General features: G+C 57.6%; 16 protein-coding genes. 12 read left to right on the top strand and 4 right to left on the bottom strand.

Translation table 11 applies throughout. The features are described 5' to 3' along the window. Positions 1-213 precede the first annotated feature (213 nt). Positions 214-1500 carry a DEAD/DEAH box helicase gene (locus F0155_RS10385; protein WP_150524441.1) on the top strand — a complete coding sequence of 429 codons (1287 nt, stop codon included), beginning with the start codon at positions 214-216 and terminating at the stop codon, positions 1498-1500. 338 nt (positions 1501-1838) lie between these two features. Here F0155_RS10385 and F0155_RS10380 read toward each other — a convergent pair whose 3' ends face one another. Continuing rightward, a complete protein-coding gene (locus F0155_RS10380; protein WP_161599788.1) occupies positions 1839-2240 on the bottom strand; it encodes a cysteine rich repeat-containing protein in 402 nt (133 codons plus the stop codon). A gap of 522 nt (positions 2241-2762) precedes the next feature. Then, positions 2763-4442, bottom strand: a complete 1680-nt coding sequence (locus tag F0155_RS10375; RefSeq protein ID WP_150524439.1) for an electron transfer flavoprotein-ubiquinone oxidoreductase — start codon at positions 4440-4442, stop codon at positions 2763-2765. Positions 4443-4791: 349 nt separating this feature from the next. Between F0155_RS10375 and F0155_RS10370 the strand changes: the two genes are divergently transcribed. The 4 genes from F0155_RS10370 to F0155_RS10355 all read left to right on the top strand — a co-directional run bounded on the left by F0155_RS10370 (position 4792) and on the right by F0155_RS10355 (position 7911). After that, the gene (locus F0155_RS10370) at positions 4792-5655 is read left to right on the top strand and encodes a uracil-DNA glycosylase (protein WP_150524465.1); all 864 of its coding nucleotides are present in this window, start codon (positions 4792-4794) and stop codon (positions 5653-5655) included. 91 nt (positions 5656-5746) lie between these two features. After that, positions 5747-6604, top strand: coding sequence for a S49 family peptidase (locus tag F0155_RS10365; protein WP_150524438.1), 858 nt, complete (start codon positions 5747-5749; stop codon positions 6602-6604). Between the two features lie 24 nt (positions 6605-6628). Beyond that, positions 6629-6817 carry a hypothetical protein gene (locus F0155_RS10360; protein WP_150524437.1) on the top strand — a complete coding sequence of 63 codons (189 nt, stop codon included), beginning with the start codon at positions 6629-6631 and terminating at the stop codon, positions 6815-6817. A 128-nt stretch (positions 6818-6945) separates the two neighbouring features. Then, positions 6946-7911 (top strand): glycine--tRNA ligase subunit alpha, encoded by a 966-nt coding sequence (locus F0155_RS10355; RefSeq protein ID WP_150524436.1) that lies wholly within the window; start codon positions 6946-6948, stop codon positions 7909-7911. Between the two features lie 54 nt (positions 7912-7965). Here F0155_RS10355 and F0155_RS10350 read toward each other — a convergent pair whose 3' ends face one another. Further along, the gene (locus F0155_RS10350; protein ID WP_208999223.1) at positions 7966-9291 is read right to left on the bottom strand and encodes a putative bifunctional diguanylate cyclase/phosphodiesterase; all 1326 of its coding nucleotides are present in this window, start codon (positions 9289-9291) and stop codon (positions 7966-7968) included. Between the two features lie 461 nt (positions 9292-9752). Here F0155_RS10350 and glyS point away from each other — a divergent pair, with 461 nt between their 5' ends. Next, on the top strand, positions 9753-11846 hold the full coding sequence (gene glyS / locus F0155_RS10345) for a glycine--tRNA ligase subunit beta (RefSeq protein ID WP_150524434.1): 2094 nt from the start codon (positions 9753-9755) through the stop codon (positions 11844-11846). A gap of 76 nt (positions 11847-11922) precedes the next feature. Then, positions 11923-12087, top strand: coding sequence for a hypothetical protein (locus F0155_RS23405; RefSeq protein WP_161599787.1), 165 nt, complete (start codon positions 11923-11925; stop codon positions 12085-12087). 413 nt (positions 12088-12500) lie between these two features. On the opposite strand, the gene F0155_RS10340 is transcribed toward F0155_RS23405, so the two are convergent. Then, positions 12501-13727, bottom strand: a complete 1227-nt coding sequence (locus tag F0155_RS10340; RefSeq protein ID WP_150524433.1) for an MFS transporter — start codon at positions 13725-13727, stop codon at positions 12501-12503. 338 nt (positions 13728-14065) lie between these two features. On the opposite strand from F0155_RS10340, the gene nadA reads away from it, so the two are divergent. The 5 genes from nadA (at position 14066) to F0155_RS10315 (ending at position 19501) form a co-directional block, all read left to right on the top strand. Further along, entirely contained in the window at positions 14066-15148 is a 1083-nt protein-coding gene (nadA, locus tag F0155_RS10335) for a quinolinate synthase NadA (protein ID WP_150524432.1), read from the top strand. A gap of 74 nt (positions 15149-15222) precedes the next feature. After that, positions 15223-16827 (top strand): L-aspartate oxidase, encoded by a 1605-nt coding sequence (locus F0155_RS10330; RefSeq protein ID WP_150524431.1) that lies wholly within the window; start codon positions 15223-15225, stop codon positions 16825-16827. A 25-nt stretch (positions 16828-16852) separates the two neighbouring features. Beyond that, the gene (nadC, locus tag F0155_RS10325) at positions 16853-17710 is read left to right on the top strand and encodes a carboxylating nicotinate-nucleotide diphosphorylase (RefSeq protein ID WP_150524430.1); all 858 of its coding nucleotides are present in this window, start codon (positions 16853-16855) and stop codon (positions 17708-17710) included. 157 nt (positions 17711-17867) lie between these two features. After that, on the top strand, positions 17868-18785 hold the full coding sequence (locus F0155_RS10320; protein ID WP_150524429.1) for a GGDEF domain-containing protein: 918 nt from the start codon (positions 17868-17870) through the stop codon (positions 18783-18785). Between the two features lie 194 nt (positions 18786-18979). Further along, complete coding sequence (locus F0155_RS10315; RefSeq protein ID WP_208999222.1) at positions 18980-19501, top strand: YqhA family protein; 522 nt, start codon at positions 18980-18982, stop codon at positions 19499-19501. Position 19502 lies beyond the last annotated feature (1 nt).

Raw genomic sequence — 19502 nt, 5'->3', positions numbered from 1 at the left:
CGGTACTGACGCCTTGGTTTCGATGCACCGTCGTCCATTGTCCAAAGATGAGACAGAGTTTAAGGGGCGGCCGTCATTTGCGTCTGACCGCAAGCATGATGCTTACAACGAATTCATCCGGGTCGTGCTTTCCCGCGAAAGCCGCAGGAAACGAGCCCGCGCAGGGTGTCGAGCTGGCCAAGAAGGCAGCAACAGGCACCAAAAGGAAAAATATTGACTGAGTTTCAATCTCTGGGCCTTTCCGACACGCTGATCAAAGCTATCGAGGAAATGGGGTATACGACCCCGACTCCGATCCAGACACAGGCCATACCGCACATTCTTGAACGCAAGGACCTCCTTGGTCTCGCCCAGACCGGGACCGGGAAGACGGCGGCATTCGGCCTGCCGCTTGCCCACCGCCTGCTTGAGGAAGACAAGCGCCCTGAGCCCAAGGCGGCTCGCGCGCTCATTCTCGCGCCGACCCGAGAGCTGGTGAACCAGATTGCCGCCAATCTGGTATCGTTCATCCGCGAGACGCCTCTGCGCGTCACCTCCGTCGTTGGTGGAGTGTCGATCAATCCGCAGATCAAGCGCCTTGGTCGCGGAACGGACATTCTGGTTGCAACGCCCGGGCGCCTGCTGGACCTGGTCGACCGCAAGGCAGTGCACCTCGACAAGGCATCCTATCTCGTGCTGGACGAAGCAGATCAGATGCTTGATCTCGGCTTTATTCACGCGCTGCGCCGGATCGCCGGACTGGTCTCCAAGAAGCGCCAGACCCTTCTGTTTTCTGCGACCATGCCGAGGCAGATTGAAGATCTGGCCGGGACGTACCTGAACAATCCTCAGCGTGTCGAAGTGGCTCCGGCCGGTCGCACCGCGGACAAGGTCGCCCAGTCGGTGCATTTCGTCGGCCAGAAGGAAAAGACACAGTTCCTCGTCGATATGATCATCGGACGACCGGATGATACATGCCTTGTCTTCTGCCGGACAAAGCATGGTGCCGAGCGGTTGATGAAAAAGATGGTCGCCTCTGGCGTATCTGCTGGCTCGATCCATGGCAACAAGAGCCAGAGCCAGCGCGACCGTGCGATCAAGGGCCTTCGTGACGGCTCCATCAAGGTTCTCGTGGCAACAGATGTTGCCGCGCGCGGGATCGATATTCCCGGCGTCAGCCATGTCTATAATTTCGAGCTGCCGGAAGTTGCGGAAGCTTACGTCCACCGTATTGGCCGGACGGCCCGTGCGGGCGCTGATGGAGATGCGGTCTCCCTCTGCAGCCCGGAAGAATACGGCCTGCTGCGTCAGATCGAAAAACTGACGGGTGTGTCGGTGAAGGTGGAAAGCGGCGATGTTCCGGCAAAGGCGCTTCCGGTCGGGAAGATGCGCACGCAAAGAAGCCGCAAGCGTCAGCCGGAGAAAGCCAAGGCTGCTGGCGGCGACAATGACAACCAAAATCGTCAGGCCAAATTCAAACGTCGCCCGCGTCGTCAATCTCGGGCGGCTCACGCCGCGTGATTAAGGGGTAAGGTCAATTTTATGCCGCTAGGGCAATAAATTTGGGCCAAAAGTCCCTGAAATTTTAGCGTTTTAAGGCTTGTGCAAGCGCTTTCTCTGCCATAGAGGCTGAGGATGCAAAAGGGGTCAAAGGGCACCCGGAACAGGGTTCAGCGTCTGGGCAGGACGCAGGACCTGAAACGGGTTTGATCGATTTTGCACTGGAATGGCGGTTCTGAAACCGTTCGTTTTCGGTGGTCTGTATCCACCCACATGGATCGGATCACAATCTTGCCTGAAGACAAGATAGCGGCGCCAAAGAGTAATCTTCGGCGCCGTTTTTTTCGTGTTACGATGGCTTAATTCGTCAGGCGTGTCTCGAACTCCGTCACAACTTTCTGACATGCCTTTGTCAAGAGAGGCTGTTTTTCTTTCAGGCACATGAAGAGACGGCCTTCACCTGGCTGGACTTCGTCACAATGGGCATTGATATCTTCGATGCAGGTGTCGATCGCTTGATCAATTTGGCCACTAAGCCAACTCATCTGAAGGGCGAAGTCCTCGATTGAGCTTACACACCTATCACTGACCTTATCTTCATGGGCATAGAGGCACGCGGCAAGTCGCCCGTTTCCCGGCGTAACGTCGCTGCAGTAAGTTTCGACGTCCATTTCGCAAGCCTCAACCATTCCCTCAGCAAAAGCGGCAGGCGCAAACAGCAGGCAAGAAATCAGGGTTGTCGTGTAAATCGCATTTCGCATCTTTGGAGCCTTATAAGTCGAATTCATGGAGTAACAATGATGTATACATTAGCGCCATTGTGTATGACCGGCTCGTAGTAGATGGTTCCGCATCGATAGTATCTGACGCCGTTGATCACGAGTTTTACGCATCCTGCGGGCAGGGTGTTGTAATAGCGGTGATGCCGATGCTCGACTCTGCGAGCGGTTCGTCGGGCCGTCCGCCTGGCAGACCCGTTATCGGTCTGGGCTTGCGCAGAAGAAAACTGCAAAGATGAATAGGAAAAGCCTTGCGGCAAAGGTAATCCGGTTACTGAAACTGCGGCGGCAAGGCCTGCGGTAAGAGCTAAATTTCGTATCATTGTCATCACTTTTTCACGAGTACATATGGGCAGCCCATACGTATGGCGTGATGTCTTCTGATACAACCTAGGGAATAATGCGGAGAAAGTGTGCTGATAAGTGGCAATTCAATGTACAACGCCGCCAAAGATCTTAATGCTTTGGCGGCGCTTGTCAGGGGGGAGGCTTGATTTCGCGAGACTACATGTTCGGGTAGTTGGGTCCACCAGCGCCTTCCGGCACCGTCCAGGTGATATTGCCGTTCGGATCCTTGATGTCGCAGGTCTTGCAGTGAACGCAATTCTGCGAGTTGATCTGGAAGCGGGGAGCCCCTTCACCTTCCTCGACCCACTCATAGACACCCGCCGGGCAATAGCGGTTGGACGGTCCGGCGAAGACGTCATGCTCGGATGATTTCTGCAAGGCCTCGTCTGTGACCTTGAGGTGGATCGGCTGATCTTCCTCGTGGTTCGTGTTGGACAGGAACACGGAGGACAGCTTGTCGAAGGAGATCACGCCATCCGGCTTCGGATAGTCGATCTTGTTGCAGTCCTTGGCAGGCTTCAGCGATTTGGCGTCGCTCTTGCCATGCTTCATCGTGCCGAAGAACGAGAAGCCGAACAGCTCGTTGGTCCACATGTCCAGACCGCCCAGCATGACCCCGGCGACGGTGCCGAGCTTCGACCACAGCGGTTTGACGTTGCGAACCGTTTTCAGGTCCTTGCCGATCTCGCTTTCCCGCCACGCGGTATTGTAATTCGCAAGCTCGGTATGTTCTTCGCCGCGGCCAAGCGCAGCCATGACTTCTTCCGCAGCCAGCATGCCGGACAGCATGGCGTTGTGAGAGCCCTTGATGCGGGGCACGTTCACAAAGCCTGCGGAGCAACCCATGATCAGGCCGCCGGGGAACGAGAGCTTGGGAACGGATTGATAGCCGCCTTCCGTGATCGCGCGCGCGCCGTAGGAAATGCGCTTGCCGCCTTCGAACGTTTCACGAATGGTCGGATGTGTCTTGAACCGCTGGAACTCGTCGAACGGGGACAGCCACGGGTTCTCGTAGTTCAGGTGAACCACGAAGCCGACGGCAACCTGATTGTCTTCCAGGTGATAAAGGAACGAGCCGCCCCCGGTCTTGCCGTCAAGCGGCCAGCCGAAGGAGTGCTGCACAAGACCCGGACGGTGCTTGGACGGATCAACCTGCCAGAGCTCCTTGATGCCGATCCCGAATTTCGGGACGTCGCTGTCGCGGTCCAGATCATATTTTTCGATCAGCTGCTTGGCGAGCGAGCCGCGCGCCCCTTCACCGATAAGGGTGTATTTGGCGCGAAGTTCCATGCCCCGGGTGAACATGGCGTTCGGCTGGCCGTCACGGCCAATCCCCATGTCGCCGGTGGCCACACCCACGACCTTGCCTTCATCATCATAGAGCAGTTCGGCAGCAGCAAAGCCCGGGAAAATCTCGATGCCCATCGCCTCGGCCTTTTCAGCCAGCCAGCGGCAGACATTTCCGAGCGAAACGATGTAGTTGCCATGGTTGTTCATGAGCTTGGGCATGAACAGGTTCGGCAGACGCATGGAGCCCGCAGGGCCAAGCAGCAGGAAGTGGTCAGCTGTGACCGGCGTCTTCAGAGGCGTGTCGCTTTCCTCGCGCCACTCGGGCAGGAGCTTGTCGAGGCCGACCGGATCGATAACGGCGCCGGACAGGATGTGCGCCCCCACTTCCGAGCCCTTTTCCAGAACGACGATGCTGATTTCCTGATCCTGCGCGTCCGCCAGTTGTTTCAGCCGAATGGCTGCCGCCAGACCGGCAGGGCCTGCGCCAACGATTACAACGTCGACGTCCATGCTCTCGCGTTCGCCCAAAGCGTCCTCGTCCGCCATCAAGTTCTCCCTCATTCTTCAGCTGCCTTGGCAGGTAACCCCTATTGCCACAATTTGATCCGCAGAAATACGACATTTTGTGTCTGAATGACGCGAACCTTTGGCCAAGTTGACTTGTTATCCGTGATAAACCGCCCGTGCCGCACACGCAAGAATTACGTTTACGTAAGCGTAAGATATAATTTGTCGCAATGTCATGCCGATCCGTGGGGGAAAGCGGGTAAAACGGCCGGATGGTCTTCGTCAGGCTTGTTTCGCAGATTGGCCGCGTTAAAGTGCCCACGGAGGCAACACTTTGGATCAACAGGCATTGTCCCGGCGCGAAGTTGAAGCGCTGCTGGATTTCTACATGGCGTCGGGTGTCGACGGGTTTCTGGAAGAAGAGGCCGTTGACCGCTTTGTCATGCCTGCGGCTCCGTCCGCCTCCAGCTCTCTGGCCTTTCTGTCCGGAGGAGGAGCCCCTCCAGCCGCGCCCACCGGTGCGCCGCACCCGCAAACCCGTCCTGCCCAGCCTGCCGAAAGACGCCAGCCGCCAAGCCCCGCTTTGGTAATGCCTGCAGCCGGTGCGCAGGGGAATGCGGTCATTCCCGATCAGGCCGCAATCAGTTCGGCCCGCGAAAGAGCGCTGACTGCCGCCTCGCTGGAAGAGCTGCAGCAGATCCTTGGAACCTTTGACGGCTGCAATCTGCGGCTGACAGCAAAGAACCTCGTTTTTGCTGACGGAAACCCGACAGCCTCACTCATGTTCGTCGGAGAAGCTCCCGGCCGTGACGAGGATATTCATGGCAAACCCTTTGTCGGGCGGTCCGGGCAACTTCTCGATCGCATGTTGATGGCCATCGGCCTCGATCGGACAAATGCCTATATCGCAAATGTCGTCCCCTGGCGCCCACCCGGAAATCGCACACCGACGCCTCAGGAAACCGAACTCTGCAAGCCGTTTATCCAGCGCCAGATTGCGCTGGCAAATCCGGATATCCTCGTTTTCCTTGGCGCAGCTTCCGCAAAATCGCTTCTGGGAGTGCAGGATGGCATTCGGCGCCTGCGCGGTCGCTGGATGGAGTATGATACGGGCGGGCGGAAAATTGCCTGCATGGCGACCTATCACCCGGCCTATCTTTTGAGAAGCCCGCTGGAAAAGCGCCTGTCCTGGCGTGACTTCCTCTCGATCAAGGCACGAATGGCCGAACTGTCTCCGGGCAAGTCCAGCTGATTTCTCGGCGTGTCGGGCTGTCTGCGGCTTTTATTCACGCCGCGGGCACTTATATGTTCCCAGAATTGACCAACAAAGAAATGATCCTGACGTGTTAGACAAGCTTCGCAAGTTTCTCCCCGCCAAGTTCCGAAAAGAGGGCCAGATTGTTCCCGTCGTACGCCTGCAAGGGGCGATCGGCATGGCCACACCGCTTCGTCCGGGCCTCTCGCTCGCCGGTGTTGCCCAACAACTGGAAAAGGCCTTTTCCATGAAGAAGGCCCCGGCGGTGGCACTGGTTGTCAACTCGCCGGGCGGATCGCCGGTCCAGTCGAGGCTCATCTTCCAGCGCATTCGCGATCTGGCAGAAGAACACGAGAAGGAAGTGCTCGTCTTTGTCGAGGACGTGGCAGCAAGTGGCGGTTACATGATCGCGGTTGCCGGAGACGAGATCATCGCCGACCCGTCCTCGATCCTCGGATCCATCGGCGTTGTTTCTGCCGGATTCGGCCTGAAAGGTTTGATCGAGAAAATCGGCGTTGAACGCCGGGTCTATACCGCTGGCGAAAACAAGGTCACGCTTGACCCGTTTCAGGATGAAAAGCCTGCGGATATTGAACATCTGAAGTCGCTGCAGCTCGAAATCCACGAGACATTCATCGATCTGGTGAAATCCCGCCGTGCCGATGTTCTGTCCGACAATCCGGATCTTTTCACCGGCAAGTTCTGGGCAGGCAAGACGGCTCGCGATCTCGGGCTGGTCGATGCAATTGGCGATCTGCGCGGAACCTTGAAGGCCAGATACGGCGAAAAGACAGAGATGAAGCTGATCTCGGCTCCCAAGGGGCTGTTTGGCCGCAGGAGCGGCGGCAACGGCATATCCTCACTGTTCGGCATGGACAAGTCGATGGCCGATGACCTTGTGTCGAGCGTCGAAGAGCGCGCTTTGTGGATGCGCTACGGTCTTTAAACCGGGAGATTGCGGGAGGGCAGGATGACGGAATTGTTCGGAGTTGCAGCGCTGGCCGTTGGTGGCTACTGGATCGTCCGTCGGCTCAAGCGCAAGATGGCCGAGGTGGAAGCGCGCCTTTCGCGCGCCGCCGCCGAAGCGGACCCTGCTGGTCGTGGTGAGAAACTCGTGCTTGACCCGACAACCGGCAAGTATCGCCCGAAACCGGAATAGGCTGCTTTCGCATGCCGAATTTCCTCAAGGCGGCCATGACCGCCTTGACCTTGCTGCGCCTCCATGGCACCAGTCCGCACACAAGTTGCCTTCGTGCCAACGCATAGATACTGACGGAACATTGATCCATGTCGAGTGACGCGCTTCCCGCCCACATGCGCCCGGAAAACTCCTTTCAGGGCCTGATCCTGACCTTGCAACGCTATTGGGCGGATCAGGGCTGTGTGGTTCTTCAGCCTTACGACATGGAAGTCGGGGCAGGGACGTTCCACCCGGCAACGACGCTGCGCTCGCTGGGCCCGCGCCCTTGGAAGGCAGCCTATGTGCAGCCCTCGCGCCGTCCGACGGATGGCCGCTATGGCGAGAACCCGAACCGTCTGCAGCATTATTATCAGTTTCAGGTCCTGTTGAAGCCTTCGCCGCCCAATCTGCAGGAGCTGTATCTCAACAGCCTCAAGGCAATTGGTCTTGATGCGTCCCTTCATGATGTGCGTTTTGTGGAAGATGACTGGGAAAGCCCGACCCTTGGTGCATGGGGACTTGGCTGGGAGTGCTGGTGCGACGGTATGGAAGTCTCGCAGTTCACCTATTTCCAGCAGGTTGCAGGGTTTGAATGCTCTCCGGTCTCCGGCGAGCTGACCTACGGTCTTGAGCGCCTTGCCATGTATATTCAGGGCGTCGATGACGTATACGAACTGAACTACAACGGCATGGAAGGCGACCAGAAGGTCACCTATGGCGATGTGTTCCTTCAGGCCGAGCAGGAATACTCCCGGCACAATTTTGAACACGCCGACACTGAAATGTTGTTCCGTCACTTCAAGGACGCGGAAGGCGAATGCAAGTCCCTTCTGGAAGCAGGCGCGCGGCAGCGTGAGGAAAAAGGCGCAAACGTTCATCAGGTCGTGCTGCCTGCCTATGACCAGTGCATTAAGGCCAGCCACGTGTTCAACCTGCTGGATGCGCGCGGCGTGATCTCTGTCACGGAGCGCCAGAGCTACATTTTGCGGGTGCGTGAACTTGCCAAGGCCTGTGGAGCGGCCTTCCTGGAAACGGAAGCTGGCGGCGTCGGATACGAAAACCGAAACGCCTGAGTTTCACCGGCTATTGAACCGAGCAACGAGCCGCTGGTCTACGCCAGCGGCTTTTCAGTTTGCGACAACTTCCATGTCGCCTGCATATTCGACTGCGCCGGGTGTCCTGTTTTCCTCGATCAAACGGTCAACGGCTTCCGCTGATGTTGCCGCGCCGAACAGGAACCCCTGACCGAGGTGGCAGCCGGAGGCGTTCAGATCATCCAGAATGTCCTTTTGCTCAATCCCTTCGGCAATCGTGTCAAAGCCCATGCCTTTGGAAAGCACCAGCACGGCATCCACGATAGCCCGGCATTCTGCGCTGTCCGACATTCGCATGGTGAAGGACTTGTCGATCTTGACCGTGTGGATCGGAAAATCCCTCAAATAGTTGAGACTGGAGTGACCCGTTCCGAAATCGTCCAGAGCAATCCTGATCCGCGCACCGGACAGCTGTTCCAGCGTGTGGCGGGCGAGGGCCGGGTTCTTGATGATGGCGGTCTCCGTGATTTCCAGGGTCAGACGGTCTGGCGGAAAGCGGGCGTCGTTCAGCGTTCTGAGGACCTTCAAAGGCAAGGTGGTGTCGGCAAGCAAAATGGCGGAGAGATTGAATGACAGTGTCATCTCGTCTGGCCATCGGGCCGCGGTAGACGCAGCCTTGGCCAGCAGGGAAAAGGTGAGATCGGTGATGAGGCCGGAATCCTCGGCAAGGGGAATGAACTCGTCCGGCGGAACCTGACCGAAATCCTTGTCTTTCCAGCGTGCCAGAGCTTCAAACCCCGTTATCGCGCGCGTCTTGAGGTTGAGGATCGGCTGATAGTGGACCTCCACCTCGTTCTTGGCGATCGCCGTTCTCAGGCGTTGTTCCAGCAGGGTCCGGTGCAGAATGGAGGCATCCATCGCCACTTCGAAAAACCGGAAGGAGGAACGGCCGGAAACCTTTGCCCGATAAAGCGCGATATCTGCACGGCGCAAAAGTTCGGCCGTGGAAAACCCGTCTTCGGGAAAAAGGGCGATGCCGATCCCCGTACCTATGGAAACGCTTTTTGCGTCGATTTCAAATGTTTGCTGAACCTTCAACAGCAATCGTCTGGCAAGGCCGGCGACTTCCGCCTTGCTGGAAAATTCTGCACTGACGATGGCGAACTCGTCGCCGCCAAGTCGGGCAACGAAGCCGTCTCCGTCAATCAGGGCATCCAGTCTTTCGGCAAAAGCCACCAGTAGGGCATCGCCAAACGCGTGTCCGTAGACATCATTGATCGGCTTGAAACCGTCAATATCGAGCATCATCACGGCCCTGAACTTGCCCGGAGAAGTGGACCGACTGAGGCACTGGAAATTATCGTGAAACTTGCGGCGGTTCGGCAGGCCCGTCAGCGGATCGTGCTTGGCAAGCTCCAACGCTGCCGACTGCGCCTTTTTTCGTTGGTCAACTTCGTTATGCAGGCGTGGAATGGACCAGCATCCATATGCCGTAAGGACAAGTAATGAGGAAAGAACCATTCCGAAAGTGAATTCAGCCGACGAATGGCCTATCGTTCTTTCATTCAGAAAGAACTCGATAGGGTGAAAAATTGCAATGGCAGAACCACCAGAAACTACCAGCGTAACGAAAATTACGAAAGAAAGCAGCGTTTTGTGAGCTTTTTTCATAGGTATATGTGACTCAGTACTTCATGATTATTATGGAGGCTCCCATTTAAGTCTTGAGGAAAGGTGAAGGCGTTCTTCGTTTGGGCCACTGCCGCGGGCCGCAATCCTCCAAGGCGGGGGGTGACTTTTTCCCTTCGAATTGCTAACGGACATTCCAACGTTTGAACGGGGCAAATCTGCCCTGTATTGCCAAAAGGTTTGTGCTTCCCATGCCCGATCTCCTGCTTGAGTTTTTCAGCGAGGAAATCCCGGCTCGCATGCAGCGGCGTGCGGCTGAGGACCTGAAGTCTCTGGTGACCAACGCGCTTGTGGATGCGGGTCTGCCTTATGAAGGCGCAAAGGCCTATTTCACCCCGCGCCGTCTTGCATTGCATGTGGCAGGTGTTCCGGCCGGATCAGCCGCGACCCGTGAGGAGCGCAAGGGTCCGCGTGTTGGATCGCCGGAAAAGGCGCTGGAAGGCTTCCTGCGCGGCGCAGGCCTGAGCTCGATCGACGAGGCAACCATTCAGAACGATCCCAAAAAGGGTGACTTCTATGTGGCCGTGATCGAAAAGCCGGGCCGCGATGCCAAGGAAATCATCGCAGACTTCATGCCGGGTATCGTGCGCAATTTCCCGTGGCCGAAATCGATGAAATGGGGCTCAGGCTCCATGCGCTGGGTCCGCCCGTTGCATTCCATCATCGCTACCTTCGGACCGGAAACCGAAGAACCGGATGTCATTGGCTTTGAGGTCGAGGGCATTGTTGCCGGAAACATGACCCGTGGTCACCGCTTTCTGGCCGGCGAAGCGTTCAAGGTGCGCCGCCTTGATGATTATGCGACGCAGCTGGAGAAGCACAAGGTCGTGCTGGATGCCGATCGTCGCAAGGACATGATCCTCGCTGACGCAAAAGACCGTGCATTGGCGCTGGGCCTTGAGCTGGTCGAGGATGCCGGTCTTCTGGAAGAAGTTGCCGGTCTGGTCGAGTGGCCGGTCGTTCTGACCGGCTCCTTTGACGAAGCCTTTCTGGAAATCCCGGACGAGTGCATTCGCCTGACCATTCGCGCGAACCAGAAATGCTTCGTGATGAAAGACCCGAAAACGGGTCGTCTTGCGAACAAGTTCATTCTTGTCTCCAACATCATAGCCCCGGATGGCGGCAAGCTGATCGTGGCCGGAAACGAGAAGGTCATTCGTGCCCGTCTGTCCGATGCCCGCTTCTTCTGGGAAACGGATCTGAAGACCAGGCTCGACAGCAACCTGCCCAAGCTCGACAGCATCGTGTTCCACGAAAAGCTGGGCACGCAAGGCGAACGCGTGAAGCGTCTGGAGGCCCTTGCCGCCGAGCTGGCCCCGATTGTCGGTGCCGACAAGGACAAGGCCGTTCGCGCCGCACGTCTCGCCAAGGCCGACCTCGTTTCGCAGATGGTCTACGAGTTCCCTGAATTGCAGGGTCTCATGGGCCGCACCTATGCGACCAAGCAGGGCGAGGACGAAAGCGTCGCCATTGCCATTGAGGATCACTATCGCCCGCAGGGGCCAAGTGACAGCGTGCCGACCGATCCGGTCGCTGTAGCCGCCGCCCTTGCCGACAAGCTCGATCTTCTGGCCGGGTTCTGGGCGATTGACGAAAAGCCGACAGGCTCCAAGGATCCGTTTGCCCTGCGCCGCGCCGCTCTCGGCGTGATCCGCATCGCGCTGGAAAACAATCTGCGCCTGCCGCTTGGCGGAAAGCTGACCGAAAGTCTTCGCCAGATCAAGCCGGAGCTGGCTTCTGCCGAAGCCAAGGCGCTGGTAGACGACCTCCTGTCCTTCTTCGCGGACCGCCTGAAGGTCCACCTGAAGGATGAAGGCGCGCGGCACGACTTGATTGACGCCGTGTTTGCGCTCGGTGGACAGGATGACCTGCTGTTGGTCGTCAAGCGTGTGGAAGCGTTGGGCTCGTTTGTCTCTTCCGATGACGGGGCAAACCTGCTCGCTGGTTACAAGCGTGCGGTCAACATTCTGCGCGCCGAGGAAAAGAAGGACGGTGCGCCGGTCGAGGGCCGTCCGCATGCCGACCACTTCAAGGAGCAGGCTGAAATCGATCTGGCTGCCGCCATCGATACGGCCCGCGCGGCGGCTGAAAGTGCAGTTGCAAGCGAAGACTTCGAAGGCGCCATGGCCGCTCTGTCGAAGCTGCGCCCGCCGGTCGACAAGTTCTTCGAGGACATTCTGGTAAATGCCGACGATCCCGCCCTGCGCAAGAACCGCCTGCAGCTCCTCGCCGAAATCCGCAACGCAACGCATGTGGTTGCAGATTTTTCGAAGGTAGCGGGATAGGGCATTTTCGCCCTCGGTTTGGGTCCTGCGAGCAGATAGACTACACTCGGCGCCAGCCAAGTGAACAGGATCAGTCATGAAACCGAAGAAAGACGACTCGGCATCCGCTGATCAGCAGCCGGACGTTCCGGCTGTTTCTCCGCGTGATGGTGATCTCGAAAGCGGACACAGGCCCATTCGCGAGATCGTCAAGGCCAACAACAAGTGTTTCGCTGCCACGATGAAAACGCTTGGCAAGTGACGCGTTGAGCCCGCTTCCTTTGCCATCATCGTCATGCTCGGTCTTTAGCCTCTGCTGTCCGTTTGGTTTTCATATATTGAGTGTAAGATGCTGAATTAATGACAATTCCAGCAATCTTCCATGTTATAGGAACGACGGGCGACCAGAGACCGAGATTGTAGTGGGTCTCATGAAAAATAACGCAGTTCCTTTGTCATTCCAGACAAGCTGAACGCATGTGAAGCGATGATCTGGAATCCAGACATCATTCACGCGCAGCGTGGCCAAACAATTTGGTATTGCATTCGCTTGTGCTCATGCTGATGCGCTGGATTCCGGATCTTCGGGCAGCTTCGCTGCTCTCGTCCGGAATGACTAAAGGAAACACAGCCACAAGGCTGACGATTTCACCAGACCGATGTTTGGGCTCCCAACTATTCCGCAGCTTCTGCAAGACGTGGAACCGGCTGTTCCTTGATCGGCCAGTGGACGACGGCGGCGAAGATGCCGAGGGCGATGCCGAGCCACCAGATCGCATCATAAGACCCGGTTTCATCATAGAGTTTGCCGCCCAGCCAGACGCCGAGGAAGGAACCGACCTGGTGGGAGAAGAACACGAAGCCGAAGAGGGTGGCCATGTAGCGCGGGCCGAACATCACCGCCACAAGTCCTGACGTCGGCGGCACGGTCGACAGCCACAGCAGACCCATCACGGCGGAGAAGGTGAGCACCGTGAACGGGGTTGCCGGAACCATGATGAATATCGTGATGGCAACGGCTCGGGCGAGATAAATCAGCGACAGGAAGATGGGCTTGGAATAACGCCCGCCCACATATCCGGAGATGAGCGATCCCGCGATGTTGAAGAGGCCGATCAGGGCAATCGCCGTGCCGCCCCAGGTGGGATCAAGGCCAAGGTCGGAGATATAGGGCGGCAAGTGGACCGTGATGAAGGCCACGTGAAAGCCACAGACGAAAAAGCCGAAGGTCAGCAATATGTAGCCGCGCGTGCCAAAGGCTTCGGCGATGGCGGCCCCCATTTTCTGGTTGGCAACAGCCGGGGAGGCCGTACTGGTGTCTGGCTTGCCCCTCAGCGCCATTCCGAGAATGGGCACGGCAACCATCAGGCCGGAGAAGATGATCAAGGTATCCTGCCACCCCATGCTTGCGATCAGGGACGTGCCAAGCGGCGCAAACACGAACTGTCCGAGCGATCCGGAGGCCGTGCCGATCCCGAAGGCGATGGATCTTTGCTCCGGCGACACAACCCGGCCAAAGGCCGCGATGACCAGCGAGAAGGACGAGAAGGCAATCCCGAGCCCGACCAGAACGCCCGCTGTCATGTGCAGCGCCAGCGGCGTTTCTGCATCCGTCATCAGGTAGAGACCTGAGGCATAAAGCACCGCGCCAAGCGTGAGTGTCTTCCAGGTCCCGAAACGGTCGGCCATCATTCCGGCAAAGGGCTGCGCTGCGCCCCAGATCAGGTTCTGGATGGCAATGGCGAGCGCGAAGATTTCGCGGCTCCAGTCTCTCGCCTCGGTCATCGGCTGAAAGAAGAAGCCCATTGTGGAGCGCGGTCCAAAGGATAGCAGTGCGATCAGGCAGCCGCAGACGATGACCAAGGGAACATTGGGGCGTGCACGGAGTGTTGAAGATGTCATTGTCGGAACCATCCATGAAAGTTGCCGGAGGGTATGCTGCTGTTATTATTTGGAAAAGCGATTTTTTCTGATCAATTGATCAAGGTGATTGATGTGTTTCCGGAAACCTGACGGAATTTCAGAGAATCTTTGCCAGCGGACCGGTAAGCATCTGAAACAAAAAGGGCCTTGTAATATTTTCCCCGGAATCCCAATTTGCGCTGGATTTTTGGGGTTGGGCCACTTATATAACCTCATGTCGAGCAAAAGAGTTGAAGGGCGTAGTGCCCGTTTTCTTTTGTGTCGAATATGCTCAAAGTGAGCAAAAGAGTGTTCCGTTTGATATCAGGGAGGTCATCATGACCCTGAACCAAGCAGCCGCCGAGCGTCGTTTCAATCCGGAAGCCGGAGTTGGCCCATCTGGTCGTTTCGCTCCCATTGCGCGGCCGGACCTGTCCTTCACTGCCGAAGTCCGCGAAGCAACCGCTCCGGTCTACGAGAAGGTGAAGCACTTCATCCCTGAAATCGAATGGGCCGTTCTTGCGCCGATGATCCACGCGATCAACAAGCTCAAGAAGGAGCGGAACGCAGTTATTCTGGCGCATAACTACATGACGCCGGATATCTATCACGGTGTTGCCGACATCGTGGGGGACAGTCTGCAGCTCGCCATCGAGGCAACGCGCACCGATGCTGATGTCATCGTGCAATGCGGTGTGCACTTCATGGCCGAGACATCCAAGATCCTCAGCCCGGAAAAGACGGTTCTCATTCCGGACATGAAGGCTGGCTGTTCGCTGGCAGAATCCATCACCGGTGCAGATGTGCGCGCCCTGCGCGAGCGCAATCCCGGCATTCCGATCATCACTTATGTGAACACGTCTGCCGACGTGAAGGCCGAGTGCGACATCTGCTGCACGTCGTCCAATGCGCTGCAGGTCGTCGAAAGCTTCGGCGTCGACAAGGTGTTCCTTATCCCGGACAAGTATCTGGCTGCCAATGTCGGTAACAAGACCGATGTGGAAGTTCTGGTATGGGATGGTGCGTGCGAGGTGCATGAGCGCTTCACGGCACAGGAGCTGCGCGACTATCGCCAGATCGAACCCGACGTGAAGATCATCGCCCACCCCGAGTGCCCGCCGGAAGTCGTGGCCGAGGCGGACTTTGCAGGCTCAACGGCGCATATGATCGACTGGGTGAAGACCAAGCGTCCGGCGAAGGTGATGATGATCACCGAATGCTCCATGGCCGACAATGTCGCCAGCGAGACACCGGGTGTGAGCTACATTCGCCCGTGCAACCTCTGCCCGCACATGAAGCGGATCACGCTGTCCAAGATCCTCGACACGCTTCTTGAGATGAAAGAGGAAGTAATTGTCGATCCGGCTATTGCAGAAAAAGCCCGGACAGCCGTAGAACGGATGATCAATCTGAACAGCTGATCAGCCGCCGGTACCCTGTGACTGCCCGGGCGGCCGGGCAGCGCATTTCTGACTGCGTTTGCAGGACTACGCCCATGGCCATTACGGTTGCTGACTTCGTGCCCGCTTTGACGGGAAGGGACGTCGATGACGTCGTCATTCTGGGAGGCGGGCTGGCCGGCCTCTTTTGTGCCCTCAAACTCGCCCCCCGTCCTGTCACCATCGTTTCCAATGCCCCGATCGGGCAGGGAGCGTCTTCTGTCTGGGCGCAGGGCGGCATCGCGGCCGCCGTTTCCGAGCATGACACCGCCGACAAGCATGCAGCCGATACACTTGTAGCGGGCTGCGGTATCTGCGAACCGGCTATCGTCGATCAGATGACGCGTGAGGCCGGGGAGCGGGTGCGCGACCTGCTGGAATTCGGCGTTCCCTTTGATCGCGATCTGGAAGGCCGCCTGCAATTGTCCCGTGAAGCTGCCCATTCGGAAAACCGTGTGGTGCGCGTGCGCGGCGACATGGCGGGGTCGGCCATCATGGGAGCTCTGATCAAGGCTGCCCGCGAGACACCGTCCATTCGAATCATCGAAGGCTACATGGGCGAAAGCCTGATGACCGAGGGTCGGTATGTCACCGGTCTCTTGACCCGTCAGCGTGGTGGCCTGCGCCGTTTGGCCCTGCCGGCAAAGGCCGTTGTGCTGGCCTCAGGCGGCATCGGGCACCTTTATGCGGTCACGACCAATCCGGGCGAGGCCAACGGACACGGGCTTGCCATGGCAGCGCGCGCTGGTGCCGTGATCGCGGATGCCGAGTTCGTTCAGTTTCACCCGACGGCCCTCAATGTCGGACGGGATCCGGCACCTCTGGCAACCGAAGCCTTGCGCGGTGACGGAGCGACGCTGATCAATTCTGCCGGACATCGTTTCATGGTCGGCATTCATGCCGATTGCGAACTGGCCCCGCGCGATATCGTCGCCAGAGCGATCCACGAGGAAGTGGTGTCGGGGCGCGGAGCGTTTCTCGATTGCACCAAGGCGATTGGTGACCGCTTTGAAAGCCTGTTCCCCACGGTCCATGCCGCCTGCAAGGAAGCCGGAATAGACCCGGTAACCCAGCCTATACCGGTCGCTCCTGCCGAGCATTATCACATGGGCGGTATCCTGACCGATGCCAACGGGCGTACATCACTGGATGGTCTTTGGGCGGCTGGCGAGGTGGCCTCCACTGGCGCACACGGCGCAAACCGGCTTGCATCCAACTCGCTTCTGGAAGCCGTCGTCTTTGCAGCCCGCATTGCCGAGGACATTCAGGGTCTGATGCCGACACCTCGGGCTACCCACTGGGCCGAGATGGATGAGGCTATCGGCTTGCCGAGCCGACGAAATGTCGAGGAGCGCGATGCGATTTCGATCCTGCGCGAAACGATGTCCCGCAATGTGGGCGTTGTGCGCAGCGAGGAAAGCCTCAAGCAGGCGCTGCGTGACATTTCCAGGGTCGAAAAAGTCTGCGTGCGCGAATCCATCAAAAACATGATGCTTGCCGGGCGGATCGTCGCCACCGCCGCCTTGCTGCGCACGGAAAGCCGTGGTGGCCATTGCCGGTCCGACTATCCCAATGAGGATGCCGCCCAGCAACATCGCTCCTACATGACCCTTGCCGATGTGAACGAGGTTTCGCGTTCCATCGCCCAGGAACCTGCCTGACCCCGCGTATGCCGGAGACGTTTGAATGTCCAATCTCCCAGTCCTGCCCACCTTGATGATTGATGACAAGGTGAAGGAAGCTCTCCTTGAGGATTGGGGGCGGGCAGGCGACGTGACCAGTCAGGCGACCTTGCCTGCAACGGCGCAAGCAGAAGCGCTTATGGTTGCGCGCAAAGCTGGAGTTCTGTCCGGCATCGGGCTTGCGGAAAGCGCATTCCGGCAGACAGACAAGAACCTTCAGTTCACTGCCGAGCTGGAAGATGGGGCGGAACTTGGCGCAGGGACCGTTGTTGCACGGATCTCAGGATCTGCCCGGTCAATCCTGTCGGCAGAACGTGTTGCCTTGAACTATGCGTGCCATCTTTCAGGAATAGCCACGGCAACATCGCGGTTTGCCAAGGCCATTGCCCACACCAAGGCGCATATCGTCTGCACCCGCAAGACCACGCCGGGCCTGCGCGCATTCGAAAAATATGCCGTGCGCTGCGGCGGCGGCATGAACCACCGCTTTGGTCTGGATGACGCGATCCTGATCAAGGACAATCACGTGGCTGTGGCCGGTGGTGTCGTGGCCGCCGTTCGCGCTGCCAAGGCCTTTGCAGGTCATCTGGTCAAGATCGAACTCGAAGTCGACACGTTGGAGCAGCTTGAAGAAGCCCTGCCGGAACGTCCTGATGTGATCATGCTGGACAACATGACACTAAGTCAGTTGGCGCAGGCCGTGAAGATGGCTGACGGGCAGGTGCTGCTCGAAGCATCAGGTGGAATTGAGCTTGATACCGTAAGGGCCGTTGCCGAAAGTGGTGTGGATCTCATCTCAAGCGGATGGATCACCCATTCAGCTCCCATCCTTGACTTGGGCTTGGATATAAACGTCCGCTGAGCGGCTGTATTTCACCTGGAGAAAGCAAGACTTGCGGGGTATGTAGATTCCCGTATAGGACATTTATGTCCAAAAAGTCGCTGCAAGTTGAAAGATTTATTCACTAATTCACCCTACGGTAGTTGTGTTATGTTCTTGCAAGTGGTGTGGGCGGTTGATGCAGCTTCAAATTGCCGTAGTGGAGTCCAGCGCGATTGGGCAAAAAATCCTCAAGAAAATTCTTGAGGATCGAGGCTATTTAGCAAAGTATTTTACATCCGCAATGGACGCTTTGGATTATCTACAATCCGAAGAAAACCCAGTCATTCTGCTTACAAGCTTCGAAACGGACGGTATGCACGGCCTGGATCTTGTCTGGCAGTCCCGTTTGCTTGCCGGGGGAACACGGGCGCTTTACATCATAGCCATGTCATCCAGCACTGAATTGTCCAAGGCAATCGAAGCGCTGGACTGCGGCGCGGACGACTTCATCCGCAAGCCTCCGGTTGCCGAAGAACTCTATGCCAAGATGCGCTCCGCACAGAAGATGCTCTCTGCCCAGCAGGAACTGCGCTTCTACGCGACGCGCGATCCGCTTACAAAATTGCGCAATCGCCGTTGTTTCATGGAGGAAGTTGGAAAACTTCCGGGCGGCATGGATTCCTGTTTGCTGATCCTTGATATCGACCACTTCAAGAGCGTGAATGACACCTATGGCCATCAGGCTGGCGACATGGCTCTCGTGGCGACGGCTACCAAGCTCAAGGACCAGAATATCGGGTTGGTCAGCCGTTTGGGCGGTGAGGAATTCGCGATCTATCTGCATGACACGCCTGAAGCACTCGGCCTGCGGGCAGCGGAGCGTTTTCGTGAGGCTGTTCAGCAGATTGAAGTGGACTTTCAGGGCAAGAAGATCAAGTTCACAGTCAGTATCGGACTTGCCTTCAAGCCGGCGGAAGTGGCGTTCAACATCGATGAGCTCTATGGCTATGCCGATGAGGCCCTTTACCGGGCCAAGGAAAGCGGCCGCAACAGGGTTTGCATTGGCAAACGCGCGGGATCCAAGCCCGTCAAGCTGGAACTGCGGTCTGCCTGAAACGATTTCCCTTTAATACCTCTAAGCCCCCAATAGACCCGCACGCAGCGGGTGTTTTCATTTTCGCGTTGGAAAAAGTGGAATGCCCGGCCTTGTTGAGCCGGGTCAATGTATTTTGCCCCAGATAGGTGTTTCAAGACGGCAGAGGTCAGAGCTCTTGACTTCTCACCAGGACCAGCAGAAGGGCGCTTATCGTGTCATCCAGCAACGACCGGGACGTGGAAACAGCGGCGCAAGGGCATGGGCTCGGACCTGACGCCGCATCCCATTTTGCCCGCATGGCTCAGGTGCCGATCCTGATCGGGCTGACCATCGGCATGGCGCTGTTTCTGATCACCTTTTTCGTAGATATCTACGAGGCGGTCGCCTCTCTGGAATTTCTCGATCGCAAGAAGACCATCCTGCTGATCCTGAATATGCTGGACATGGTCTTCATTGCCAATCTCGTCATCATGGTCGCGACGAACACCTACAACACGTTTCGTCTGAAACGCCAGCACAGCGGTGAGCACGTGATGGTGGAGGGCCAAACGGCCTATCGCCGCATGAAGCATCGCATCGTCTCGACGATCATCATCATCTCCTCGATCCATGTCCTGAGCGAATTGCTGGAATTTTCGCAGCTTTCGGTCACACACCTGGCGGCCCTGATCGGCCTGCATCTGGTGTTGCTCCTGACCTATGTTGCAACGAATGTGTGCCGGTCAGCCGAATAGC

The organism is Roseibium sediminis, from assembly GCF_008711325.1.
Lineage (GTDB): Bacteria > Pseudomonadota > Alphaproteobacteria > Rhizobiales > Stappiaceae > Roseibium > Roseibium sediminis.
This window is presented reverse-complemented; position numbering and strand designations above follow the sequence as displayed.

What these genes read in the sequence shown, in the direction of transcription:
- F0155_RS10340 (WP_150524433.1), bottom strand. Translation starts at nt 13,727, where the DNA reads ATGACATCTTCAACACTCCGTGCACGCCCCAATGTTCCCTTGGTCATC.
- F0155_RS10370 (WP_150524465.1), top strand. Translation starts at nt 4,792, where the DNA reads ATGGCGTCGGGTGTCGACGGGTTTCTGGAAGAAGAGGCCGTTGACCGC.
- nadA (WP_150524432.1), top strand. Translation starts at nt 14,066, where the DNA reads ATGACCCTGAACCAAGCAGCCGCCGAGCGTCGTTTCAATCCGGAAGCC.
- F0155_RS23405 (WP_161599787.1), top strand. Translation starts at nt 11,923, where the DNA reads ATGAAACCGAAGAAAGACGACTCGGCATCCGCTGATCAGCAGCCGGAC.
- F0155_RS10360 (WP_150524437.1), top strand. Translation starts at nt 6,629, where the DNA reads ATGACGGAATTGTTCGGAGTTGCAGCGCTGGCCGTTGGTGGCTACTGG.
- F0155_RS10320 (WP_150524429.1), top strand. Translation starts at nt 17,868, where the DNA reads ATGCAGCTTCAAATTGCCGTAGTGGAGTCCAGCGCGATTGGGCAAAAA.
- F0155_RS10355 (WP_150524436.1), top strand. Translation starts at nt 6,946, where the DNA reads ATGTCGAGTGACGCGCTTCCCGCCCACATGCGCCCGGAAAACTCCTTT.
- F0155_RS10330 (WP_150524431.1), top strand. Translation starts at nt 15,223, where the DNA reads ATGGCCATTACGGTTGCTGACTTCGTGCCCGCTTTGACGGGAAGGGAC.
- F0155_RS10380 (WP_161599788.1), bottom strand. Translation starts at nt 2,240, where the DNA reads ATGCGAAATGCGATTTACACGACAACCCTGATTTCTTGCCTGCTGTTT.
- nadC (WP_150524430.1), top strand. Translation starts at nt 16,853, where the DNA reads ATGTCCAATCTCCCAGTCCTGCCCACCTTGATGATTGATGACAAGGTG.
- glyS (WP_150524434.1), top strand. Translation starts at nt 9,753, where the DNA reads ATGCCCGATCTCCTGCTTGAGTTTTTCAGCGAGGAAATCCCGGCTCGC.
- F0155_RS10375 (WP_150524439.1), bottom strand. Translation starts at nt 4,442, where the DNA reads ATGGCGGACGAGGACGCTTTGGGCGAACGCGAGAGCATGGACGTCGAC.